This is a genomic window from Persicobacter psychrovividus (assembly GCF_036492425.1).
In the GTDB taxonomy this organism is placed as follows: Bacteria; Bacteroidota; Bacteroidia; order Cytophagales; family Cyclobacteriaceae; genus Persicobacter; species Persicobacter psychrovividus.
Map to the genome: position 1 here is coordinate 2,055,960 of NZ_AP025292.1, position 25,577 is coordinate 2,081,536.

General features: G+C 42.5%; 22 protein-coding genes. 10 read left to right on the plus strand and 12 right to left on the minus strand.

Features of this window, described 5'->3' with window-relative positions; all coding sequences use genetic code 11:
• Positions 1-273 precede the first annotated feature (273 nt).
• Positions 274-1,236, plus strand: a complete 963-nt coding sequence (locus AABK40_RS08735; protein WP_338396791.1) for a DMT family transporter — start codon at positions 274-276, stop codon at positions 1,234-1,236.
• A gap of 233 nt (positions 1,237-1,469) precedes the next feature.
• Here AABK40_RS08735 and AABK40_RS08740 read toward each other — a convergent pair whose 3' ends face one another.
• The 5 genes from AABK40_RS08740 to AABK40_RS08760 all read right to left on the minus strand — a co-directional run bounded on the left by AABK40_RS08740 (position 1,470) and on the right by AABK40_RS08760 (position 6,233).
• Positions 1,470-2,228: an XRE family transcriptional regulator gene (locus AABK40_RS08740; RefSeq protein WP_332919042.1), complete on the minus strand. Its 759-nt coding sequence runs from the start codon at positions 2,226-2,228 to the stop codon at positions 1,470-1,472.
• A gap of 126 nt (positions 2,229-2,354) precedes the next feature.
• Positions 2,355-3,287: an alpha/beta fold hydrolase gene (locus AABK40_RS08745; protein WP_338396792.1), complete on the minus strand. Its 933-nt coding sequence runs from the start codon at positions 3,285-3,287 to the stop codon at positions 2,355-2,357.
• Between the two features lie 487 nt (positions 3,288-3,774).
• The gene (locus AABK40_RS08750; RefSeq protein ID WP_332919040.1) at positions 3,775-4,641 is read right to left on the minus strand and encodes an MBL fold metallo-hydrolase; all 867 of its coding nucleotides are present in this window, start codon (positions 4,639-4,641) and stop codon (positions 3,775-3,777) included.
• 87 nt (positions 4,642-4,728) lie between these two features.
• Positions 4,729-5,679, minus strand: a complete 951-nt coding sequence (locus AABK40_RS08755; RefSeq protein ID WP_332919039.1) for an acetyl-CoA carboxylase carboxyltransferase subunit alpha — start codon at positions 5,677-5,679, stop codon at positions 4,729-4,731.
• A gap of 236 nt (positions 5,680-5,915) precedes the next feature.
• Entirely contained in the window at positions 5,916-6,233 is a 318-nt protein-coding gene (locus AABK40_RS08760; RefSeq protein ID WP_338396793.1) for a rhodanese-like domain-containing protein, read from the minus strand.
• A gap of 460 nt (positions 6,234-6,693) precedes the next feature.
• Here AABK40_RS08760 and AABK40_RS08765 point away from each other — a divergent pair, with 460 nt between their 5' ends.
• From AABK40_RS08765 to AABK40_RS08775, 3 genes are all read left to right on the plus strand, one after another.
• Positions 6,694-7,107: an OsmC family protein gene (locus tag AABK40_RS08765; RefSeq protein WP_332919037.1), complete on the plus strand. Its 414-nt coding sequence runs from the start codon at positions 6,694-6,696 to the stop codon at positions 7,105-7,107.
• 35 nt (positions 7,108-7,142) lie between these two features.
• A complete protein-coding gene (locus AABK40_RS08770; RefSeq protein WP_338396794.1) occupies positions 7,143-8,333 on the plus strand; it encodes a trans-sulfuration enzyme family protein in 1,191 nt (396 codons plus the stop codon).
• Positions 8,334-8,803: 470 nt separating this feature from the next.
• Positions 8,804-9,064 (plus strand): hypothetical protein, encoded by a 261-nt coding sequence (locus AABK40_RS08775; RefSeq protein WP_338396795.1) that lies wholly within the window; start codon positions 8,804-8,806, stop codon positions 9,062-9,064.
• Between the two features lie 315 nt (positions 9,065-9,379).
• On the opposite strand, the gene AABK40_RS08780 is transcribed toward AABK40_RS08775, so the two are convergent.
• Positions 9,380-11,542, minus strand: coding sequence for a glutamine synthetase III family protein (locus tag AABK40_RS08780; RefSeq protein ID WP_332919034.1), 2,163 nt, complete (start codon positions 11,540-11,542; stop codon positions 9,380-9,382).
• A gap of 349 nt (positions 11,543-11,891) precedes the next feature.
• On the opposite strand from AABK40_RS08780, the gene mtaB reads away from it, so the two are divergent.
• Together mtaB and AABK40_RS08790 are read left to right on the plus strand one after the other, a co-directional pair.
• A complete protein-coding gene (gene mtaB / locus AABK40_RS08785) occupies positions 11,892-13,235 on the plus strand; it encodes a tRNA (N(6)-L-threonylcarbamoyladenosine(37)-C(2))-methylthiotransferase MtaB (RefSeq protein ID WP_338396796.1) in 1,344 nt (447 codons plus the stop codon).
• A 436-nt stretch (positions 13,236-13,671) separates the two neighbouring features.
• Entirely contained in the window at positions 13,672-14,454 is a 783-nt protein-coding gene (locus AABK40_RS08790) for a DUF92 domain-containing protein (protein WP_338396797.1), read from the plus strand.
• 266 nt (positions 14,455-14,720) lie between these two features.
• On the opposite strand, the gene AABK40_RS08795 is transcribed toward AABK40_RS08790, so the two are convergent.
• Positions 14,721-15,191, minus strand: coding sequence for a hypothetical protein (locus AABK40_RS08795; protein ID WP_338396798.1), 471 nt, complete (start codon positions 15,189-15,191; stop codon positions 14,721-14,723).
• A 347-nt stretch (positions 15,192-15,538) separates the two neighbouring features.
• Entirely contained in the window at positions 15,539-16,429 is an 891-nt protein-coding gene (locus AABK40_RS08800) for a 3-hydroxyacyl-CoA dehydrogenase family protein (RefSeq protein WP_338396799.1), read from the minus strand.
• Between the two features lie 253 nt (positions 16,430-16,682).
• Between AABK40_RS08800 and AABK40_RS08805 the strand changes: the two genes are divergently transcribed.
• The 4 genes from AABK40_RS08805 (at position 16,683) to AABK40_RS08820 (ending at position 20,174) form a co-directional block, all read left to right on the plus strand.
• On the plus strand, positions 16,683-18,509 hold the full coding sequence (locus AABK40_RS08805; protein WP_338396800.1) for an ATP-binding protein: 1,827 nt from the start codon (positions 16,683-16,685) through the stop codon (positions 18,507-18,509).
• A gap of 24 nt (positions 18,510-18,533) precedes the next feature.
• Entirely contained in the window at positions 18,534-19,082 is a 549-nt protein-coding gene (locus AABK40_RS08810; protein WP_338396801.1) for an NUDIX hydrolase, read from the plus strand.
• Positions 19,083-19,148: 66 nt separating this feature from the next.
• Positions 19,149-19,715, plus strand: coding sequence for a GNAT family N-acetyltransferase (locus tag AABK40_RS08815; protein ID WP_338396802.1), 567 nt, complete (start codon positions 19,149-19,151; stop codon positions 19,713-19,715).
• Between the two features lie 177 nt (positions 19,716-19,892).
• On the plus strand, positions 19,893-20,174 hold the full coding sequence (locus tag AABK40_RS08820; RefSeq protein ID WP_338396803.1) for a hypothetical protein: 282 nt from the start codon (positions 19,893-19,895) through the stop codon (positions 20,172-20,174).
• A gap of 44 nt (positions 20,175-20,218) precedes the next feature.
• Here AABK40_RS08820 and AABK40_RS08825 read toward each other — a convergent pair whose 3' ends face one another.
• The 4 genes from AABK40_RS08825 to AABK40_RS08840 all read right to left on the minus strand — a co-directional run bounded on the left by AABK40_RS08825 (position 20,219) and on the right by AABK40_RS08840 (position 25,553).
• Complete coding sequence (locus tag AABK40_RS08825) at positions 20,219-21,025, minus strand: DUF4249 domain-containing protein (RefSeq protein ID WP_338396804.1); 807 nt, start codon at positions 21,023-21,025, stop codon at positions 20,219-20,221.
• Positions 21,025-23,352: a TonB-dependent receptor gene (locus AABK40_RS08830; RefSeq protein ID WP_338396805.1), complete on the minus strand. Its 2,328-nt coding sequence runs from the start codon at positions 23,350-23,352 to the stop codon at positions 21,025-21,027. The genes AABK40_RS08825 and AABK40_RS08830 overlap by 1 nt, the downstream gene beginning before the upstream one ends.
• A 368-nt stretch (positions 23,353-23,720) precedes the next feature.
• Positions 23,721-24,155 carry a hypothetical protein gene (locus AABK40_RS08835; RefSeq protein ID WP_338396806.1) on the minus strand — a complete coding sequence of 145 codons (435 nt, stop codon included), beginning with the start codon at positions 24,153-24,155 and terminating at the stop codon, positions 23,721-23,723.
• 21 nt (positions 24,156-24,176) lie between these two features.
• Positions 24,177-25,553, minus strand: coding sequence for a SusD/RagB family nutrient-binding outer membrane lipoprotein (locus AABK40_RS08840; RefSeq protein WP_332919022.1), 1,377 nt, complete (start codon positions 25,551-25,553; stop codon positions 24,177-24,179).
• Positions 25,554-25,577 lie beyond the last annotated feature (24 nt).

The window sequence follows — 25,577 nt, forward strand, 5'->3', positions numbered from 1 at the left end:
AAAAAATCAATGGTGGTGTTTAAGATTTTGGGCATCAAGCTACAAATATGATTGATGATCGTGAAAATTCCTATCTACGATAAACAAATCACTTGACAAGGATATGAAAATTGCACTATTCCAACTGATTATAACGCTATTTTCATTGTTATGCAATAAGTTTAGCTTCAAATTAATATTTACCCAATTTATTTGCATCAAAGCCCTAAGGTGGCATTTCCTGCACTTGGAAATTACCTATATTTGCAGCCAAACAATTTACCTTTAATCAGCATGGATCAAAGTCAGTCCCAAAAAGGGATCCTTCTTGCCTGTACAACAGCCTTCTTGTGGGGATTCTTGTCATTGGCCATTAAGTATGCCACCAATTTCATTCCTCCAACCACCATTATTTGGGCCCGATTTACCATCGCATTTATTGCCATGTTCCTTTACTTTCTGTGGAAATCACCACAGACTTTAAAAATTCTGATCAAACCACCCTTTTTGCTGGTGGTGGCTACCGTTGCGCTGAGTTGTAATTATCTGGGCTATACCATGGGTATAGATCTGATTTCGCCAGCAGGTGCACAGGTTATTATTCAGCTTGGGCCGATGCTGTTGGCCGTGGGTGGCGTGGTGTTTTTCAAAGAACAGCTGAGCAGGGCGCAACTGATGGGTTTTGCGATTGTAACGGTGGGATTTTTCCTTTTCTTCAGGCATCAGGTCAATGATCTTTTTGCGGGGCAGGAAGACACCTTTATTTACGGCGCCCTGTGGGTGGTTTTTGGTGCTGTAACCTGGGCGACCTACGCCTTGTTGCAAAAAAAATTGGTGATCGACCACCCACCACAACAGCTCAATTTGTTCCTTTATGGTTTGCCTGCGCTGCTGTACATCCCTTCTACCTCATTTACCGCGATTGGGCAGCTTGATATAATGGGATGGGCACTTCTGCTATTTTTGGGGCTCAATACCCTGGTGGCTTACGGTTGCCTTGCATCAGCATTAAAATACACAGAAGCCAATAAGGTGAGCGTGATCATCACCCTTAACCCTGTCATTACTTTTATTTGCCTTGCCATTATGCAGGCCTTTCAGATCGAATGGATTACAGTGCCCAAAATGGACATCTTCACCGCCTTCAGCGGACTCATCATCCTGTTTGGTGTTGCGATTGTGGTGGGCAGTAAAAAGCTGAAAAAGAAGGACTTGAAAGATAAGGAGATTAAATTATCGGAAACTCACAAAGAATAATTCCTAATATTTAATCAATAAAATGACGAACAAAACCCCCAAGCAAGTGCTTATTGATTATACAGATCAACACTGTTAGCTTATGGTTTATTTTACTCGATGACGACAAATATGTCACTATCGGATAGTTTAGTTTGTGATCGCCTGAAGTGGTATTCAGGCGATTTTTTTTGCACAAAAAAAGAGCATTCTACCGAATGCCCTCATTGCGTCTGTTGTTCTTGAATAGTGGATCAGGCAAAAGCACCTACATGCCCCAAGACCTTCTCGACTACTGTATTTTCACTTGGTGGATTAAAGTGGATCAGGGCGTGGAATTCCCAAGCTTCTTTAATCGATGAAGTCTCGATAAAATAAGGCTCGTAGCTTGGGTTCAACGAATAAAGCATCAGCTTATTCTCATCGCTTTTACCTCTGGCGATATTTTTACAAACTACCCCGTCGAATTCTGTAACCAACACATAGGTTTTGCCATGTTTGAGCTCTGAAAGATTCTCAACATATTTCCCGACGAACACCCCTCCATTCTGAAAGTATGGCGCCATGGAATGCCCTTTAATGCTGAAAGCCCGATAAGTACCATTTTTGGTTTTGGGGATACTCAGCTTCTGCAAACCAAGCATATATTCAGGATCGTTATAGCCATTCAAATAACCTGCATGCGCTTTTTCAGGGACAAACTCAATATTTTCCTCCCCCTGAAAATCCACAGACAAAGCCAAAACACGCTCTAAGGGTTTCATGATGGAATTATGATCCTGTGATTCCAGATTTTCAAGACCGATGCTCGGAATATTTTTTCGGATAAGTTCGTCAAGAGTAACTTTATAGAAATCGGCAATCTTGCATAAAACAGAAAAGTCAGGTTTCGTTTTTCCTACTTCGTAATCCTTGTAGGTCGATCTTTTTATCCCGATGGCTAATCCGAATTTTTCCTGTGTAAGTTTCCGTGCTTTACGGAGGTATTTTAAATTATCAGCGAAAAATTTCATCGTCTTTTGAGTTTGAAAATGAAGGAATCAAAGGCTTTCAATAGGTTAAATGCCTCCTTAAATATTTCAAAAACAAGGTACTAAAAAAAAAGAAAATGTCTAAATTTCCACCCAAATATTAACGAATTAAAACCCATTATCAGGCTGATTGTCAATCCATTCACTGATTTTAGGGAAATGATCATTGACCGAAGATCGGGCGGTCAACATATCGATATGCCCATAATCCTTCTGAAATCCCGCTGATTTAGCAAGCCACCAGATTTCCGCCTTTGCCGCTCCAGTTTCCGCTTTCAGTCGTTTTACATCATCAATATGCCCGAGGAGCAGGTCCTTCTTCCCCGCCAGATAAAGTGTTGGGGGCAATCCTATTTTCTGCAAAGCCGCAGCATAATCCAGCGGAATATCATGCGCCTGCCATGCCTCAGCATTCACCCAATCCACCACTTGGGTATAAAACGCCAAGGGCTCGTTGTCGGATCCAATCCGCAATTCTTTGGCAGGAAAGTAGCCTTTCAGCTGTGCATAAAGCCGAAAAATCCTTGACCAAAAAATATCGACCTGAATACGTTTCTGAAGGGTTTTAATTTTTAAACTTCTTTTGCTGCCAAAGAAAATCATGGACTTAATTTTCGGCCGCAAGGATTCGAGACTTCTTGCCATGGCCGCAAGAATTAAAACCCCGCCCCATGAATGTCCTGCAAGGTGCAATGACAGGGAGGGAAATTTTTCCTGCATCAGGATAAGCACTGCAGGAATCTCTGTGGTGATCGCAAAGGTCTGATCCGCCCGATGCCCCTTGCCTGCTGTGGGCTCGCTTCTTCCCCGCCCCGAAAGATCCACCACAAAAACCTCATAACCTTGTTGTGCCATAAAAGGCGCAAAACCACGACCGCCTTTGGAATAAAAGATCTTCCCGTTTTCCATGGCTCCATGAACACACAACATCATCGCCTTCGGTGTGGGGGCATGCCATTGTTTAATGAACAGGCGTTGATCTTCCACTTGCAGGTGCAGATCTGAAGATTGTACTAATGGCGATGTTGTTTGACTTGTCATGGGTATTTCAGACTGATTTCTAAAAATATATTTCTATTATTTTACAAATTTAGAAACGAATTAACAACCAGAAAGCACGGCAAACGTTAGTCTAATCAGAGGCAGTTTATCATTTAAAAAACTGAAGTTAATCATAAAAACTACTGTGGATCAATCTATTCGCAGGTTTGTAGGAATAATTACAAGAAAATATTCGTATAAAAAAAAGTGATTATATTGTTCAAGTTTCCTTAAAAAGACTGCAGCAAATGGTTGGATGTACCGCCTTTGGGCCTAAAACATTTATACGGGCATTACATTGCCTGTCAGCCTCAACTTATGATTCCTAGTTCGTTTAATTAAGGGCATTGGATGAGCCCCGATTCTATCAAAGTCGAAAGATAAATCCTAATTCTCTAATGATTGCTTTGCTTTCTGAACCACAGAAAGGTGGCACGGTTTCTTCAGTTGGAAACCGTGCTTTTTTTTGCCCTATATTTTACTGAAATTATGCGGTAACAACGGAGGCACAATCAGCAAGCGCTTCCGCAAGTGTCATACTTTTATCAAGGCGGACGCCTTTTTCAGTATGCTTAACAGTGCATACCTCTACCTTAATATCATGTTCCATGAACAGCAAATACTGCTGATCTGCTGCTTCTTGCAGGAATGCTTTTTTCTCATCAAAGGTAAGCAACGGGCGGGTATCATAACCAACCACCCACGCCAATGGAATATGTGCTACGGTCGGCATCAGAAAATCAGCCATAAATATCAATGTTTGATCTCCAATTCTGATTTTAGGGCACATTTGCCCTTCTGTATGCCCATCAGAAAAGATAATCTCAAAAGGGAAATCAGCCCCGTCTTCTACAAAATGCATCTGCCCGAGGGATTCAATCGGTAAGATATTTTCCTTCAGAAAGGAAGCCGCCTCCCGTGGGTTAGGTTTCGTGGCCCATTCCCAATGCCTGCGGTTGGTCCAGTATTTTGCATTTGGAAATTGGTAGGCAGGTGTATTGTCTGGGCCATGGTGTACGATGGCTCCGCCAGCATGATCAAGATGAAAATGAGTGATAAAAACGTCGGTAATGTCTTCAGGAGAAACCCCTACTTTCTCCAGGGACCCCAAGAGGGTACCGTCGCCAAACAAATGATAATGCTTGAAAAAGCTTTCCGCCTGCTTGTTTCCCAGGCCCGTGTCAATTAAAATTTTACGATCGCCATCCTCGATTAACAGGCAACGCATTTTTAGAGGAACCAAATTTCGCTCATCAGCCTCCACATATCTACCCCACAAATTTTTGGGAACAACACCAAACATCGCACCACCATCCAGTTTAAAATCTCCTGCGTCTATTACGTGTAACTTCATCTTCAAAATAAATAAAATGGAAAAAGCCGTGTCCTTCAAGGAACACGGCTTTCTTGTATTTTGGTCACTGTCTTTTTTATTGCAAAATTATGCTTCCTGAACAACGCCCATGTTAGAGAATTTATCAATACGCTGAATAATCCGCTCTTCAGGAGATAAAGCATTTAATTCCGTGAATGCCTTGTGGATAGTATCCGACAAAGTCCGTGCCATCGCTTTGATATTCGTATGGGCACCACCTAACGGTTCAGGGATGATCTCATCAATCAAGCCAAAAGAATGCATATCGTCGGCAGTCAGTTTCAATGCTTCAGCAGCTTGTTCCTTGAAATCCCAGCTTCTCCACAAAATTGATGAACAAGATTCAGGTGAAATCACTGAATACCAGGTGTTTTCCAGCATCATCACGCGGTCACCGATAGCGATCCCAAGGGCACCACCAGAGGCACCTTCACCAATAACGATACAGATCACAGGCACCTTCAAAGAAAACATCTCTTTCAGGTTACGCGCAATTGCCTCGCCCTGTCCTCGTTCCTCAGCCTCAAGACCAGGGAACGCACCAGGAGTATCGATCAAACAAACAATTGGCTTGTCAAATTTCTCAGCCATACGCATCAGGCGTAAAGCTTTGCGATAGCCTTCAGGGTTAGGCATCCCGAAGCGGCGTTCCTGACGATCTTTGGTATTTCGGCCTTTTTGCTGACCAATGAACATATAAGTTTGCTCACCAATACGCCCGAATCCACCGACCATTGCTTTGTCATCTGCTACATTCCTGTCACCATGAATTTCCACGAACTCATCAGTGATCTCGTGAATATAGTCAAAAGTATAAGGACGATCAGCATGTCGTGACATTTGCACACGTTGCCATCTTGTTAAGTTACGGTAAGTTTCAACCTTTAATGATTGAATCTTTGTTTCTAATTTATGGACCGCATCCGATACGTCTACCCCGCTATCTACGGCGAGTTGTTTCATATCCGCAAGCTTGCTTTCAAGCTCTACTATGGGTTTTTCAAATTCCAAAAGCATATATATATTGAAGCCTGTTCTCAATTAAAGACACTAAGATATATTGTTTTTAATTAATATGCACCACAATTTTTAACAGAAAAATCCACTAAAAACCGCAAGCAAAACATAACAGACTGATTATCAAATCTTCACTAAACATCACTCACTACACGCAAAAACAATACTGCCTTAAAATTTACTTCAAAAAGGAAACTATGGCAATGAAAAGGCAGGAAAATGAGTCACTAATAACGTTAATATTGAACGATTTTATCGTCTATTTCACGTCCCCAAGCCAAGATTCCACCGACAAGGTTATACAATTCTTCATGCCCTGTGGTATCTTCAAGATACTCAATAGCGGTAGCACTTCGCTTCCCTGAACGGCACATCACAACGACTTTCTTGTCTGTTTCCACTTCATCAGCTCTTGCCGCTACTTCTCCCAAAGGGATCAATTCTCCTTCAATGTTGGTCAACTCATATTCATGTGGTTCGCGGACATCGACAAGCTGAAAGTCCTCGCCTGCATCTATCATACTTTTGAGTTGCTGTACTGTAATTTCTTTCATGGTGATAAGGTTTTTTCAATAGGTTTAAAGGTAGATGTCAATTTAGGCAAAAATGAATAAAGCCTAAGGAATTTATCAATAAATCCGCTGAGGAGTGAAAAAATAAACCCCACAAAGCGCTTTCCCTGCTTTTGGCTCACCAAACATTGGCCACAAGAAAATAATCAATGTCAGGGAAAATTCAAAGCACTGCTGTTGTCAGACCACAAAAATGGTGTTGGTTAATTTTTTCGGCAGGTGCCCAAATTTACCGATTAGCGGACACATCAAGTAAAAACGAGCCCTGATAAAGAAAACCAACCAAATTTAGGCCGTCATTTCCGGATGAATTTTACTGACAGACCAAATTTTCGATGGCAAGATTTCACATCAATCATTATTTCTGTTTTTTGTTGTCCTCAACTTTGCTATTCCTGCTGACGGCAACTATTTTACACTGAATAATAATATCAAATACAATATGGAACTATACAGACTTGACGACGCCTATCATATGAAAGCCGATAACGGCGAAGGAAACACTATAGAATTGGATGGGTCGCCAGAAATTGGTGGAAAAAACCAGGGGATGCGCCCGATGCAACTGTTGCTTGCGGCGGTTGCGGGTTGTTCAAGCATTGATGTGATCAGTATCTTGAAAAAACAGCGTCAGCCATTACAAGATCTTAAGGTAAGTGTTTCTGGCGAACGCAGCCCGGAAGGCAAAGCCAATGTTTGGACAAAAATTCATTTACATTATAAGGCATTTGGTGAACTTGATGCCGCCAAGGTAGAAAAGGCGGTCAAGCTTTCCAATGAGGAATACTGTTCCGTGGGGATCATGCTTTCGAAAACGGCTGAAATCACCTACAGCTTCGAGATCCTCCCTGCTTAATTACCCAACAACAATCAAACAAGCCATCAACCCTCATGGAAAAGAAGAAATTTGAAACCAACGCTATTCGTACTCAAACAGAACGAAGCCCACATGGCGAACATGCTGTTCCGATTTACACCACAAGCTCCTTTGTGTTTGATGATGCCGAGGATGCCCGAGCGCAGTTTGCCAGTGAAAAGGAAGGAGACATTTACACCCGTTACTCCAACCCGAACAACAATGAAATGATAGCCAAACTGTGCCAAATGGAAGGCACTGAAGACGGCTTTGCCACCGCTTCTGGTATGGCAGCCATGTTCACCAGTATCGCCGCATTTGTTTCCTCGGGGGACCACATTCTTGCCAGCCGATCGCTTTTTGGCAGTACGCACCAAATCCTGACGCAGATAATGCCCAAATGGGGCGTAACACACACCTATGTGGATGTGAACACCCCTATCGAAGAATGGGAGCAGCATATTCGCCCAGAAACGAAAATGATTTTTGTGGAAACACCTTCCAACCCTGCACTGGACATCCTCGATCTTTCGGCTTTAGGGCAGCTCGCGGAGAAGCACCAGTTGATTCTTAATGTGGACAATTGCTTTGCGACGCCTTACCTGCAAAATCCTGCCGAATTTGGCGCACACATTGTAACCCATTCAGCCACAAAATTTTTAGATGGGCAAGGACGAACAATTGCAGGGGTGATTTTAGGTAAAGCGGAATTGATTGAAAAGGTGCGTTTCTTTGGCAGACATACCGGCCCGGCTTTAAGCCCTTTTAACGGATGGATTATTTCAAAATCTTTGGAAACACTGGCTGTACGCATGGATAGGCATTGCGCAAATGCTTTGCGGATGGCTGAGATTTTGGAGGAGAACGAGGAAATCAATTGGGTGAAGTACCCACACCTGCCTTCTCACCCACAGTATGCCTTGGCGAAAAAACAAATGAAGCTTGGCGGCGGCATCGTGTCTTTTGAAATCAAAGGAGGCGTGGAGCGTGGCCGGAGATTTTTGGATTCACTAAAAATGCTTAGCTTAACTGCCAATCTTGGAGACAGCCGAAGCATCGCGACTCATCCAGCTTCTACAACACACTCCAAACTCTCTCCAGAAGAGCGCGCTGTTGTCGGAATCACCGATGGGCTTATTCGAATTTCCTGTGGTCTTGAGCACATTGATGATATCTCCGCAGATATCCTACAGGCTATTGAAGCAAGCAATGAGATCATCGCATAGCTAAAAATGAACACATAAGGCCCACCCCTACATACAGCAATTACTACCGATGATTGTTTTTAAAGGGCATTTCATCAGACTATTTTAAGCTGATTATTTCTCAGCACCACAAAGAGACCTAAGCAATAAGCTTGGGTCTTTTTTTGTCTAATTAAAGAATCTCCAAATTCTGGCAATCATGAGGGTTACTTTTCTGGACACTGCGGCATCCACTCGCAACAATAAATTAATGTAAGATTATTCAATATTAAATAAGCTACATTCAATATGTTTTTAGTAATTAATTGATTCTAACTCATCTAAAAACTGGCCTGTTGATCCTTTTTTTTACAAAAATATAGAATCTATTCATTATTCTTACACGTTAATTTTAATCACAGATCAAATCAAACCTTACACCACCACCTATACTGATGTTAAAAAAACTAATCATTGGGCATTGCGCTATTCTATTAATAGCCGCAACCTCAATGCCTTGTACTGCCCAACGGCAACCTACAAGGCAATCCATCGAGCGAACGAACTCGGCCGCTTCTTCAAGTGCTGCGAGAGCGCAAAGATCACAATCTCAAGCCGATCGAACGACCTCTTCAGGAGCAGCTATGCCGCCCGCATTTTGCACCACCAGTGTGCCTATTGACACAGACATTGCCTATTTAATTATTTTGGGCGTAGCATTCGGCGCCTATCAAATTCATAAAAGCAGTAAAATGAACACCTCCGCAGAATAAACAACAGCCTATTTACTTTTCATTTTTGAAAAAAATCTCACGCCGCCAAATGCCTTGTATTTTTTTGCTGCGCAAGCATCGATAAATACAGGACATCACTCTTCAGGCATTGTAATATTTAGAATGAAAATGAACCCTAACCGTTAGTCAAACGACGGGATGATCAGGCTTAACTCCCCTACTCTGTCCTCCAACGCAAAGCTTAACCTACTTTTTAAAAACCCTGCTGAACCCACTCAGGATTCCTATCTTTTTGGACATAAAAAAACCTCTGACCGAAATCAGAGGTTCTTGAAAAATTGTCAGGCCTTACGATTAACGCAAGAATAACAATTCACGGTATTTTGTCAATGGCCAATCCTCATTGTCCACGTATAATTCCAATTTGTCAACTGCGTGGCGGATATCTTCGAAATATTTCTCTTTGATACCGAAGCAGTATGCTTTCGCTTTTTCAGTTGCATCCTCAATCATGTTCACTTCCTTACGGGCGTTAGTCATGTTGGTGATCGCTACTTTCAAAGTAGAAAGGTGCTTGTTGATTTTCTCAATTGTTGAAACGATATCCGTATTGTCCAAACCAAGTTCTTTCAATCCTTTAGCGTTTGTGATCAATTTGTTTTGATACTGAACTGCTGTAGGAATGATGTGGTTTGCAGCCAAATCAGCCATCACACGAGACTCAATCTGAATCTTGTTGATATATTTCTCCTGAAGGATCTCCACACGTGCATGTAGCTCACGCTCAGACAACACACCATGCTTTCCGAACAATTTCACTGCGCGCTCAGAAGTATAAGCTTGCAATGCTTCAGGCGTAGTTTTGATGTTTGGCAAACCACGTTTTTCTGCCTCAACAACCCACTCGTCAGAGTAACCATCGCCTTCAAAACGAACAGCTTTAGACTCCTTAATGTAACGACGAAGTACTTCAACAATCGCCAAACGCTTTTCTTTACCACCTTCTACTGCAGCATCTACCTCATCAGCAAATTGCTCCAATTGGTCAGCTACAATCACATTCAATACAGACATTGGTCCTGCACAGTTTGCGTCGCCACCTACTGCACGGTACTCAAATTTGTTACCTGTAAATGCAAATGGTGATGTACGGTTACGGTCAGTATTATCCAACAAGATTTCAGGAATCTTATCGATACCCAATTTCATATACATGTTGTCACCTTTACCAACTTCAACATTACCATTGTTCTCCAACTCATCCAATACAGCAGACAATTGCTGACCGATGAAAGCAGAAATAATTGCTGGAGGTGCTTCATTTGCACCCAAACGGTGATCGTTACCTGCAGATGCCGTAGATGCACGAAGCAAATCAGCATGCTCATGAACTGCTTTGATCGTGTTCACGAAGAAAGTCAAGAACTGCAAGTTTTCACGTGCCGAAGAAGAAGGCTGAAGCAAGTTAACCCCTGTATCTGTAATCAAAGACCAGTTGTTGTGCTTACCAGTACCATTCAAGTTGGCAAATGGTTTTTCGTGGAACAATACTTTCAGGTCATGGCGCTCTGCCACTTTGTCCATCAAGTCTTGTAATAATTTATTATGATCCGAAGCTTTGTTTACTTCCTCGAACAATGGCGCTACCTCAAACTGAGAAGGTGCTACCTCATTGTGACGAGTAGAAACAGGAATACCCAGTTTCAAAGCCTCGATTTCGAAATCTTTCATGTAAGCCAATACACGCGGAGCGATCGTACCGAAGTAGTGATCATCCAACTGCTGGCCACGTGCTGGAGAATGTCCGAACAACGTACGGCCCGACATTACCAAATCAGGACGTGAATAATACAAGCCTTTGTCGATCACAAAGTACTCTTGCTCACAACCCAAAGAAGCTGTAATATGATTCACATTGCGGTCGAAGTAACGAGCCACACGTACAGAAGCCTTATCTACAGCTTCGATTGCCTTCAATAATGGTGCTTTGAAATCCAAAGATTCTGAGGTATAAGAAACAAATACCGTTGGAATACAAAGTGTATTAGAGAAGATAAAGATTGGAGATGATGGATCCCAAGCCGTATAACCACGTGCTTCGAAAGTTGAACGGATACCACCGTTAGGGAATGAAGATGCATCTGGCTCTTGACGAACCAAAGCCTCACCTTTCAAACGCTCAAGACCTGAAAACGCGTCGAAGAATGAATCATGCTTCTCTGCAGTAGAACCAGTCAATGGCTGGAACCAGTGTGTGTAGTGCGTAACCCCCTTTTCCATCGCCCATAGTTTTACTGCGGCCGCTACGGCATCAGCAGTTTCCATGTCGATTTTTTTACCATTCTGGATCGCATCCTTTACTTTTTTGAATGTTTCAGGAGCCAAGGTGCGCTTCATTTTGTCTAAGTCAAATGAATTTACGCCAAAATAGGAAGAAATTGGTTGAGCAGGTTCGTCCACTGCTACTGCGGATCTTTTAGAAAGCTCTTCAAGCGCTTTGAATCTCAAATGTGCCATTTCAGTTCTTGTAGGGTTGAAAATTAACGTGATTTTCCGAATTTGAAATATCACGGCTGTATTTACGGCTCAAATATAAGCCTGATTTTATTACATATGCAATATATCAATCACAATTGGTCAAAAAAACACCCCACACAAACATTTACCATCTTTTTAATATAGCACTCAAAAACTGCTATTTTCTTAATGTTCACAATGGGAAGTCGGTTGTATTTCCAAAATCGCAATTTGAGGTATTGAATGATATAAATTTAAAAAATAATAATTCTAACAAGCCATCATCTTCCTGTTATTTTCAGTACATAATCGGGTGAATTAGAGTAAAAAACAACTACCTTTGCAGGCTATGAAAAAAGTTGCGTTTTATACTCTCGGCTGTAAACTTAACTTTTCGGAAACTTCTACTATTGCTCGAAATTTCGAGGAAAGAGGTTATACTAAAGTTAATTTCGAAGCCAACCCTGACATCTTTATTATCAATACCTGTTCGGTAACCGATAATGCGGACAAGAAATGCCGCAAGGTTGTACAGGAGGCGATGAAGATCAACCCAAGAGGATATGTTGCCATACTGGGCTGTTTTGCTCAGCTCAAGCCTACGGAAATTGCGACCATACCTGGGGTGGATGCCGTATTTGGTGCAAAAGAGAAGTTCCGTTTACTGGATATTCTGGATGAGAATTTCCAGCCAAAGATCGACCCTTTTACACAGGAAAAACTGGCTCAGGTATATTATTCCGATATCGAGGACGCCCTTGAATATCACAATGCCTATTCTTTGAATGACCGTACACGTACGTTCCTGAAAATTCAGGATGGCTGCGATTACCCATGTACTTACTGCACTATTCCTATGGCACGTGGCGCGAGTCGCTCCGACACCATTAAAAACATTATCAAGTCGGCGAATGAAATTGTAGCGGCAGGGGTAAAAGAAATTGTACTGACAGGCGTTAATACAGGCGATTTCGGTATTCGAAATGGCAAGCGTGAGGATAAGTTTGTCGATTTAGTGAAAGCCTTAGACCAAGTAGAAGGCCTTGAAAGGATAAGAATTTCAAGCATTGAGCCTAATTTACTGACCGACGAACTGATTGAGTTCACCAAAGCATCTAAAAAGTTTGTCCCTCATTTCCACATTCCTCTTCAATCGGGAAGTGCGGAGATCCTCAAACTGATGAAGCGCCGTTACAAGCGAGATCTTTATTCAGACCGTGTCGAGAAAATCAAATCATTAATGCCGCACTGTAGTATTGGTGTGGATGTTATTGTTGGGTTCCCTGGGGAAACAGAGGAATTATTCCTGGAAACCTATAATTTCCTGAACGAATTGCCGATCTCCTACCTGCACGTGTTCCCTTATTCTGAAAGACCCAACACCGAGGCCGTCGAGATGCCTGGTACGGTACCTGTAAAAGAGCGGAGCCGTCGGGCAAAAATGCTACGCATTCTTTCTGAGAAAAAGAAAAATCAGTTTTACCAGCAGCATATCGGTGCAACCCATACCGTCTTGTTTGAAGACGAAGTGCATGATGGCCATATGCTTGGTTTTACAGAAAACTATATCCGCGTTGCGGTAAAATACGACCCTGTTTTGGTCAATGAATTAAAAATGGTCAAGCTTAAGGCAATTAACGATGCAGGCCAAATGGAGGCGATTGAGCTTCCTACTGTTTACGAAAAGCATTAAGTATTTTCATTAAAAAAGTAAGGGCACCCCACCAAGGGTGCCCTTTTTACATGATGCCCAGTTCACCTACATAAGGGCATCAGCTCACCACCTCTCATCTTCAGGATACTATCTCATCCTAAAACTTTTTAGCATCCGTGAGTCCAATCAACTAACCAAAATTTGTTTTCTTAACTATACAAAGTGTTTTGTTAACCTCTGTGATTAGCAAAGCGAAATTGAAAATATTAAGTTAGGAGCGCCAACCGCTTTAGGATGCAAGATTCTTATCAGATTGCAGCCATTTTTTGTCATTTATTGCCAAACACCCCTCTGAGTGGCATATATCACCTTTCTGGCAGGTCCCCCCGAATAGCAAATAGCGTCTCAGCGAGGCACCATTTTATTTTTTTTGACTAAATTGGGATACAATTTTACCCTGAAATCAACTCAACGGATGCTTATTCCTTCCATCTCCCCCTATCTCGGCCTTCCAATATCTATGATTATCGCCCTGGTTGCTTACAAAAAAAAGAGCACCACTATTGACGGGTGCTTCGCTATGGTGTTGCTGGGAACAGGAATACATTATTGCGGCGGGCTGACGGCCGACCTGCCGCTTTTACTGTTCTTTGTCATCGGCTCAGCATTATCAAAGTTTCACCCCAACCCTATCCAAAATATTCATCAGGAGGAACACGCGCGAACAGCTCAGCAAGTCTTGGCTAATGGACTAACACCCCTACTTGCCATCATCCTATATTATATATATATGTCGGTGCCACTTTTAATATTATACTTCGGCACAGTGGGCATTCACCTTGCCGACACCATGAGCTCAGAAATTGGCACCTATAAAAAACGTAAAACTTTTGACCTCCTCAGCTGGAAGCCCATCACCCAGGGTTTATCAGGTGGCGTAAGCCTCATCGGCCTGGTTGCAGCTGCAGTCGGTGGGCTAATCATGGGCATTTTGGCTTTTGCACTGATTCCTTCCGCCATGCCCGTCACCATACTCACGATCACGGCCATCAGCTTCTCAGGTGCTTTACTCGACAGCCTACTTGGCAAAATTCTGCAAGTAAAATACCTTTGCAGAAATGGCCACCTGACTGAAAAAACCCATTGTCATAATGCAGCCACACAGCACTTTAGCGGGCAAGCCTGGGCGAACAACTCTACCATCAACCTCCTGAGTGCATTGCTCCCCTGGCTCATCCTAAGCCTCCTGATGATTTAATCAAACGAATTGCATTATGCTACATCAGCAACAATAGTGACGCATTCAAAAAAATATTTAAAAATAAGTGTATTTTTTTAGCCTCATTTTTTCATTATTACAAAATTAAGTTTACCTTTAAAGTGTTGAAGGCTGAGGATCATGAACAAATCCTCAATTTGCTGATTTCCGTTCGAAAAGGTGTTAAAGAAGAAAGCCATTGGTATCTACCAATGGCTTTTGTTTTTTTCAGGAATATTATTCAATCGCGAGGCGCAGTCGATAGATCATCCACCGATAACAGGAATATTATTTTCTGAAGCAAAGGTAAAAATTGCTGATTTCACCTCTTTGGACACCTCAGCATCTTCGGTTGCAATGCTGATAATCAAACGATCCTGCTCGAAAAAATCGACGATCACCTCAAAAGAGGCCAAATGTATTTGCTTGATATCGCTGGCATAAATCGTATCCCGTCCACTGATCTCATCATTGATAATCAAAATCTGATCATCATCTACTTCGTATCGAGGCATCGAGCGAGAACCTGGCCGCAAGAGATAAGCATCTGCAAGCATAATTCCCCCAGCAACTAACAACATCGACATGAAGGCAATGAAGATCCCATCTTTATCACTCATGAAAATTAAGGATAATATACTGACCGCAACAAAAGCGGCACCAAGAATGGCCAACAAGAGAAATCTTGCCCTTGGGGACATATATCCGTTCGTAAGATAAATCACCTGACGTTGCATAATATAGGTTCATTTAAGGATAAAACGATAAATTATTACATCGGATCATTGCTGCTGACCGAGGACTTACGCCCTCTGTAAAATTCCACAAACTGAATACCGACACCTATATAACAGCCGAATAAGTAAAATGGCTTTCCCAATCCCCTAAAAATATGCTAAAAAGCCATTTTAAGCACCTACTTATTATTATGTAACCCAAACAGACCTATTAATTGTTCAACTTCTACAATTCTACACAAAAAAGCCTCAGGCAGAAAAGCTACCTAAGGCCATTGAAAACTTAGAGCATGTTTACAAAACTTAGTCCCCTCCTGCAAAATCAGATTGCAGAAATTGATTTAAAATTACTTTTGAAAACGCTTGGCGAGCTTTTCCGCCTTTCTACTTTCTGAATAATCATAAAAGCCTTCCCCCGATTTAACGCCACACTTCCCTGCCATCACCATATTTTTCAATAAAGGAGCAGGTGCATATTTCGGGTTTCCAAGGCCTTCGTGCATCACTTCCAAAATACTTTGACATACATCCAGGCCTATGAAATCTGCTAATTGCAAAGGCCCCATCGGGTGCGCCATTCCCAGTTTCATGACGGTATCAATTTCCGCCACACCAGCCACCCCCTCTTGCAAACTGATGATCGCTTCGTTGATCATGGGCATCAGGATTCTATTGGCTACAAAGCCCGCATAATCATTCACCTCCACGGGCGTCTTCCCCAGTTGTGCGCTTAATGCCATAATGGTCTCAGTTGTCTGGTCAGTGGTATTGTAGCCACGAATAACCTCCACAAGCTTCATAATAGGCACAGGATTCATAAAATGCATACCGATCACGCGTTCAGGCGCCTCGACCTGGCTGGCAATACTGGTTATTGATATCGAGGAAGTATTGGTAGCCAAGATCACCTGATTTCCGACCAGCTGCCCGAGCTGCTTAAAAATACTGAACTTTGCCTGAATGTTCTCTGTTGCAGCTTCAATGACTAATTCTGCCTCCTGAACCGCCGTTTTCATATCCGTTTGCAGCGTAATATTGCTAAGGGTCAACTCCAGTTGCTCATTCGTGATTTTCTCTTTTTCAAGCAAACGATTAAGGTTTTTACGAATGGTATTTATGGCCTTTTCCAGCGCATGATCACTGACATCAAGCAAACATACCTTAAAACCACTTTGCGCAAAAACGTGAGCGATGCCGTTGCCCATTGTCCCGGCACCTATTACTGTAATATTCCTCATAGCGTTCCTATTTATTTTTCTAAATAATATAATCATTAATCCTTAAAACATGCTCGCTGAGGCACACAGAATCCGCTGCTTATTGATGAAAAAAATTTAAATAACCATAAAGCATCGATTTATTTGATCCTTTAAAACTTAAATTCATCATATTAGTTAATAAAAAATGATTAGTCATTGTCTGTTGTGCCTAAACAGCATATATAAACTAAATTAGTTACTGCGTTTAATCTACCTAAATCTTCAGCCTTGTATGTCCGAAAGCGCTACTTTTCAATTAGAAAATAACAACACCTTAATTTCAGACCAAGCCAGAAAAACCAAAATTTCGAATTTTATTGGTATCATTTTGGGGCTGATCATCTTCCCCTATACTTTTTACTTTAATCAATCCGTTGAATACGAATACCTCGCGGTGGCCTGCCTGTTAACCTCATTAACATTTCTGACCATTCCACTGATTAATCACCTAAAAAAAACCACCTTTGCCCGCTATCTATTAATCATTCTTTCCACTTTTTCCGTGGGAATGTTTTCGATTATCCTGGAGGCAAAATCACATATTTTCATCTTTTTCTTCCCCATTATTTTATTGCCCCTGCTGTTTTTTACTTACAAGCAGCGCACGCACATCATCATATCGTATTTTATCATTTTCACTGGATTAGTTTGCGACATCTCCTATAAGATTTATCAGCAAGACCCTGCCATTGCCAATGAATTGATGCCATTAGTGCTCAGTAATATCATCTTTTGTTTTTTGCTGATTTGTGTCTACAGCTTCACCATACTGAAACAGAAACAGTATTTTCATGAAAACCTGGAAAAGAAAAACCAGGAGCTACTTTCCCAAATTACCGTTCGGAGGCAAACGGAGGCCTCTTTAAGAGAAGCAAAAAGTGCCGCGGAGGCCATGTCGAAATCCAAAGAAAATTTTCTTTCCTCAATGAGCCATGAGCTCCGTACCCCTTTGAATGCCGTGATTGGAATCACCAATTTGCTCATTGATTCCGACCCTAAAAAGGAACAGGTGGAGAATTTAAACATCATGAAATTTTCGGCAGACAGCTTGCTTTCTTTGATCAATGACATCCTCGACTATAACAAGATATCGGCAGGAAAATTAGACATTGAACATATCCCCTTCAACCTGGTGCAGCACCTGAAAAACATCAAAGAGGCCAATACTTTTAAAGCCACTGAAAGAAACAATACCATAAAATTGATGGTCGATCCAGCGATTCCAAAAATCCTCAAAGGAGACCCAACAAGAGTTGCGCAGGTCATCAATAACCTATTGAGCAACGCGGTTAAATTCACAGAGGAAGGCCTGATTGAAATTCGGGTATTTATGAACGAATCCATCGGCGATAATCATATCACTTTTGAAGTTGAAGATCAGGGAGTGGGGATTCATCCAGAGAATATCGATAAAATATTCATGGATTTTGAACAGGCGGAAAGCTCTACCACCCGAAAATTTGGCGGTACGGGGCTGGGTTTGAGTATTACCAAAAAACTGCTGCGACTGATGAACTCCAATATCGAGGTGAGCAGTACTTTGGGGGCAGGTTCCACTTTCCGTTTTACCCTTGAGCTACTGCCAAGCAGCGAGGAGGAATACGAAACCCTGACCAAGCTTGATCAGGAGGAGGAAAATGTCTCTTATGCGCATAAAAAGATCCTTTTGGTCGAAGACAATCCATTTAATGTGAAGGTGGCTACGCAATTCCTGAAAAACTGGGCCCTGCCCTATGAGGTTGCTGAAAATGGGCAGATAGCGCTGGAAATGGCGCAAAAGAACAATTATGATTTGATATTAATGGACCTTCAGATGCCCGAAATGAATGGTTATGAAGCAACCACAGAAATTCGGAAATTCAACACCAACACGCCTATTGTTGCCCTGACGGCCTCTGCAATTGCGGAAGTCAAAAGCCGTATTGAATCCGCAGGAATGAACGGCGCCATCACCAAACCTTTCGTCCCGAACGATCTTAAAAAATCCGTGATGAAATATTTAACACTGGGTATAAAAAAAGGGACGAAAGATGCCGAAAAATTTCAGGAAGCCCGTTAAATTGGCTTTCTAAAGCGAGCATTCATGTCAACAACACACCCCAAAGATCAAATTTCCTATTGCCCAAAATGTGGCGGAAAAAAATTCCCCTATGCAGGAAAAAATTTCCATTGTCAGGATTGTGGTTTCACTTTTTACATCAATTCCTCTGCGGCAGTGGCGGCCATTATTCTGAATGAAAAAAATGAGCTGCTACTCACTCGTCGGAAATTTGAACCAATGGCGGGTTTACTGGACTTGCCGGGAGGCTTTGTGGACCCAATGGAGTCTGCAGAAACCGCTGTTCGACGAGAAATTAAAGAAGAGCTGAACCTTGAAATTGACCAGTTGCATTTTTTCTGCTCGGTACCGAATGAATACACATTCAATGGGCTGAGCTACTTCACAACAGACATCACCTTTCTTTGCAAAGTGGACTCCATGGAGCACATCCATGCAGAAGATGACATCTCCGAGGCCTTATTTATTGCCCCTGAAAATATTCGTTTAGAAGACATTGGAGCAACCTCAATGAAGGTCATCGTCCAAAAATACCTCGATGAGCACCAAAATGTCGCTCGAATCCTGCGATAACCATTTTAGCATTATTTTTAACAGCGTGCCTGCCAATTGCACGCCATCCTTTTTCATTCCTCCGCAATGTATCAGCATATTCCTGTCAAAACATTTTACCTGGAGCACTCCGACTGCTCCACGACCCTCCCCGCATTACCTGCCGATTATCAATTCAGTGCCTGGTCGCCGACCGTTGACGAGTATTTAAAAATTTATCAAGCTGTTGGCGCACCCTTTGGCTGGACGGGCAGAATTCTGATGAAAACAACGGAATTGCGTGCACTTTTAGCCGCTGATCAACACGCTTTATACCTCTTGAAATATCAGGATCAAGTTGCAGGATTTGTAGAATATATCCTGCATCCGGATCAAGCGATAGAAATTGTTTACTTTGGACTGACTCCCGAATTTACTGGTAAGGGACTCGGTAAAGTATTTCTCCAAACTTGCATTGTTCAGGCCTATCGCAAGCAGGCAAAAAAAGTTTGGTTGCATACCTGTGAATTTGACCACCCGAACGCCTTGCCTAATTATCAGAAAATGGGTTTTCGTTTGTTGAAAGAACAAATAGATCAGGAACCATATTTACCCTCATTTCTGAAGGAATTCAAACGTAAATTTCCAGAGATAACCTTCACCTACGAAAAATAAAACCGCGGAACCACCACATGGGAAACGGCTAACTTTTGCTTTTGAATATTGATGGCCTTAGTCAAGTAAGGTGTAAAAAAAAGCGAATAGTACGTCGCCAAAGATTATATTTTGGTCAAGAATCAAACCACTTGTTTTCGATCTGAGTTTAAATAATTACACCCACCGAAAACAATCATGAATCACCTCCTTAAGAGAACCTTCGCTGCCGTTTCTATCCTATTATGTATCATTTCCCTGGTACAACCACTTTCGCTCTCGTTTGCAGAAAGCCCCGGTTTAAAACCAGTGGATACCCTTGCATTCTTCCATAAGAAGGTCATTATTATTGACAGATATGACCACATGGTTTTCGATGGGCAAATCAAAGAGATGAATACAATTATTTTGTCTCTATATGAACATTCCGATTATCTCACCACTATTGACGGCGTAGATTATCATCATTTTACGAACTAAAAAAAAGCCTGCTTCTCTTCAAAGCAGGCTTTTTTTTAAGATTTTTACTGATTGATATCCGGCTGATAAACAATATAGGAGGAGTCGGTACTGGAGACCGAAAAGTTTCCGAGCCCATTGTTGTCCCAATTATTCTCAGGATTGTATGGCACACCAGAACCAGGGTTTTGATTTCTGATTTCGCTTAAAGAATTAAAGAAACCATGCGTCCCCTCGTCAATCGACATTAACTTAATTTTTATGGTATCACCTGGAATCAAATCCAAATCACGAACCCGAAATTCCGTCTGTTTCCCATCATAAAATTTATCGTTAGACAAACGAATACTGTTGTAATCTCCTCCATTCACGGTAACTTTCACCCGATAGAAATTATCAACATCTTTGGGATCAGTATAATGAATTGCGACCTCCTTCATTGGCTCCTCCCCTGGGAAGGTAAATTCCTCATCCTCGATCGTCAGGCTGTCAATTTTCACCTTGAAGGGAATAGTGGCCGTGGCATTAAATACCTGCCCCATATGCTTGACCCTAACCCGATAAGTTTCTCCTTCTTTCCCATGAAGGTTCGTTCCACCATACCGTCCTTCGTTGTAATCCAACAGGTTTTCGCTGTTTCCTTCCTCATCTGTCAGGGTAATTTCAGCCCCAATGACTTTCTCAATATCAGGATTATTAAAAGCACCACTTTTCGACAGGGTAAAATAGGCCGTATCGCCGGCATTTAGATTACCTTCCAATACATAGCGCTGATCTCCCACCCTTAATGGCAAATCGATTTTTTTATCGCAAGAGGTGAGTGCAAAAACAACGACCAACAGCCCACATAAATATTGAATGACCTTTCCCATTAGAATTTAAAATTATAAGTAACCGCTGGAACCAAAGAAAAGAGAGAGGTTTGAATCACATCAGAAACCTCAGGGTTTTGTTCATTGTCTTCAAAGCGAATAAAATAGGCATTATATCGTGCATAGAGATTGTATACAGAAAAATTCCAGGAGCTTTCAAAATGCTCATGTTTTTTGCCGTGGAAGGTGGCCCCAAAATCCATTCGGTGATAAGAAGGCATTCGGTACCCATTTCTTTCTGTATAAAGTGGCACCTGTTTGTCTTCAATCACATAAGATCCCGAAGGGAAAGTTACAGCATCGCCAGTATTGTAAACCCAGGTTGCGGATAAATCCCAGCGGTCATTGAGTTTATACATCCCGACAATAGAGATGTCATGACGGCGGTCCTGTCTTGCAGAAAAAGGCTTTCCATCGTTGATCTCCTTAAACTCTCGTCGGGTTGTTGAAAGCGTATAGCCAATCCAGCCATTGAATCTGCCATATTTCTTTTTCAGGAAAAGTTCCATCCCATAGGCATATCCTTTTCCGAATACCAATTGCGATTCCAGGAAAGGGTTCAGTAAAATTTCCGCCCCGTTTTTGTAATCAATCTGATTGTAAAGTTTCTTATAGTAAACCTCCACAGAGCTTTCGTATTTGTTCTCTTCAAAATTCCTGAAATATCCCAAAGCCACCTGATCCGCATACTCTGGTTTAATAATTGGTGTCGTAGGTACCCATACATCAGTAGGAGAACCCGCAGTGGAATTGCTCAACAAATGAAGATACTGATAGGTTCGGGCGTAAGAAGCCTTCACCGAACTTTGTTCGTCAATCACAAAATTGGCATTAAAACGAGGCTCGATACCTACCTGGGTGTTGTAAAGTTCGCCATTTCCGTAAGTTACGGAATCTGTTGGCGTTTCACCGCCGGGTGCAAACTGGTATTCTGTCATTCCTCCAATATTGGAGAAAGTGGAAACACGCAAGCCATAATTAAGCTGTAGGCGGGCACCGAGTTTTTGTTCGAAAGTGACATAGGTACCCGTTTCTAAGGCTTCACGGCCAGGAACTGTAATCGGATTAAAACTGAAGTTACCCTCTTTCGGTGCTAACTTTCCAGGCTGGAAGGTATGGTGAATGATATTGAAACCAAACTTCAGCAGGTTATTGTTCGCAAATGAATAATCGAAATCCTGCTTAAAATTCCAGTCTTGAATTCCTGAAGTAATGGTAAACGGTGTACTTCCAGAATTAACCCCAATCTGATAATCGTAATTAGAGAAAATCAGGGATGAGTTGGAGAAGAATCGATCCGAGAAAAGATGATTCCAGCGCAGGGTTCCCGTTCCGTTCCCCCATTGCAAGCCAAAGAGGTCTCCATTACCAAAAACATCACGGCCAAAATAGCCCGAAAGAAATACTCGGTCGTTATCTCCGAGTCGGTAATTGGCTTTGGCGTTTAAATCATAGAAATATAGCTTGGACTGATTTATCCCCTCGTTGCTGCTCAGCTTTAAGAACAAATCTGCATAAGTACGACGACCTGAAACAATAAATGATCCTTTCCCTTTTTTAATCGGCCCTTCCAGGGTCAGTCGGGAGGAAATCAAGCCAATGCCTCCTTCACCGCCAAATTCACGGTCGTTTCCATTATCCATTTTCACATCCAGTACCGAAGACAAACGTCCACCATACTGCGCAGGGATGCCCGACTTATAGAGTTTCAGGCTCTTGACAGCGTCAGAGTTAAATACAGAGAAAAAACCCAGCAAGTGCGAAGCATTATAAACGGGAGCTTCATCGAGAATAATCAAGTTTTGATCTGCGCTACCTCCACGAACATAAAAACCAGAATTCCCCTCACCAGTAGAGGATACCCCCGGCATTAGCTGAATCGTTTTGAGAATATCCTTTTCACCAAACAATACGGGAACCGTAGAAATTGATTTTGGGGACAGTGCCACCACACTCATTTCATTTTTCACCACATTGGCATTGGCTGCTTCTCCTTCAATCACCACTTCCTCGAGTGTCTTGGTGGAAGGCTGTAGCTCAGCTGTAAATTTGATGTTCTTGTTTAGGCTGACTTTCTTGGTCAGGGTGGTGTACCCCAGAAACTGATAATTCAGTTCATATTCCCCTTCGGGGAGGGTAAGGGTATAAAAGCCATAGGCGTTTGTAGTAACACCAGTGGTCGTCCCTTTGACCACCACATTGGCAAAAGGCAACTCCTCGCCAGTTTTACCATCTTTCAGATAACCACTGACAGAAAAATTTTGTGCGAAGGCCGCCTGCCCCAATGCCAGAAACAGCACCAACAGCAAGGTTTTAATAGGATTCATTTTCATAAATTAGGTCAAGATATTTATATATCAAGCTGCAAATATACATATTCAAAAAAGTAAAAATATTGTTTCAGCTAATTTTTACATCAACGGTAATTGGGGAGAAAAAAGCATACCAAATATGGTATAAGAGCGTGTTTAAAAACTTACCATCCTATGGCAACTTCAGATTATTGGAATGGATTCGAAACTATTTACCAATAATAAGGCTGCTATTCTCTCAAAATAATCCTTCCCCCCTTCTGTAATACGTCAAATTCTTGTTCCGAATTTTAATTTTAAACACGCCCCAGGAAACCGCACAAACAAAAAAGGCAGACCATCACTGATCTGCCTTTTTGAAATGTAAATTTTATACTGCCCCGCTATGGTGCTTCAGGTACAGGTGGAGCAACCACCGTAATGTCAAAGTTTTTGGATGAAGGCGTCGCGCTTTCGGTAAAAACGAGCACTACATTATCATTTTCTGCATTCAGGCCATAATCCGCCAAAGTCCCAGAAAAGGTTCCTTTTCCATCTGAAATAGCGATGGACTCCACTGGCCCGCCACTTTCTGAAGTCGTTACCTGCAAGGAGGTAACCTGAGCAGCCTGGGGGCCCGAGACCTCCACATTCACCGTAAAATCCGTTTGGGTGGTATCGACCGTCTGCCCGAAAGGCTCAAAGCCGCCGCCGTCAGGAAAACTGATGACCACCTCTGGCTTGCGGAGATCGGTGGTTCCTTCAAAGTAGTCTTCTTCATCGCAGGCGGCAAAAGCCACTACAAAGAAAGACAACATCAATAATTTTATATATCTCATGTGTAAATTCAGTTTTAGTGATTACTCCCAGCTTAATTTCGGTGCCAACGGTGCGCCATCTGGATTATTGGCATTGTAGACATCTTCATTGAACAGCCGCTCATTGATCGGATATGGCCAACGTTCTGGAATTTTGCCTTCCGATTGTTCAACACTCGCCCCTTGTGCTGGCTGCAGTGCAGGAAATCCTGTTCTTCTTAAATCGTTGAACGATTCCAGCTGATAGAAAAGAGCAATGTATTTCTGCGTGATCAGGCTTTCGAGATCGGTAATGCCGGCTACCTGCGCATCCACAAATGCGGCATCGGCAGCAGCACCTGTTACTTGCATCACAGAGGCGGTAATGGCTTCTTTGAGTGCGTCCGTTGGGTCTCCCCCTTGTCGTTGTATGATTTCTGCCTCAATAAACTTGGTTTCAGCATAGGAAATGATGTTCACTACGGCATCACGACTGTTATAATATGGGCCTGTCAAAGAGGCCGACTCGTTATCATCGCCAGCAGCAACTCCTACATAATTTGGACTTCCATCAGCAAGGGTATCGAACTGGGCTGCGAAAAATGGCAATCGCGGGTCGTTGATCGACTTCATAAGGTCTACAAAGAATTTTCCCATTCGGATATCTCCCCGCTGCTCTTCAAATTGCTGCAAAGGGTGTGAAGTGGTTGGCGAATCACTAAAATCATCGAAAACCAGGTCATCCGCAGGAGTATCAAAACTTTGCTGTACAGCAGCCAGTGCTTCATCCAGCTGCCCACGGTGCAAATAATAGCGGGCATCCAGCGCATAGCTTGCTTTCGTCCAGGCATCGACGTCGCCACCGTAGTAGAAATCGCCCGTTACAGGAATCTCTGTAGGTTGCGCCAAAGCGGTACGGGCCTCAGCAAGCAACTGGTGTATCGACATATAAATCGAATCCCGGGAATCGTAAGCAGGGTTAAGGTTATCGCTGCCAAGCCCTGCCTGCGAAAAAGGTACATTGCCCCAAAGGTCGGAGGCAACACCGATCATATCTGCCTGCAGGATTTTTGTGATGGCCGAATAATGGTTGGCCCCATTCACAGCAGATTTATCAATGATCACTTTCATATCACGGAAAGTTCCCCGATACATTTGGTTCCATGCCGAGTTCACATCAGAATTGGTGAAATTATACCTGCCAATAACGAGGTGCTGACGGCTCACTCCTGCAAGGTGTTGGGTAAACAGCCCATTATAGCGGGCAATGTCCCCGCCGTACATATAAGCCTGCCGCACCTGAACGGTCGGCAGTAAGGTTTGCACCGCCGCATCGTTGGGGTTGGCGGGATCCACATTTAGATCGCCAAAATCACAGGACCATAAGCCTGCAAGACAGAGCAGCATGATCAGGGATTTATTTATTTTCAGTAAATTCATTTCTTTGGTTTTTAGTTTGGATGA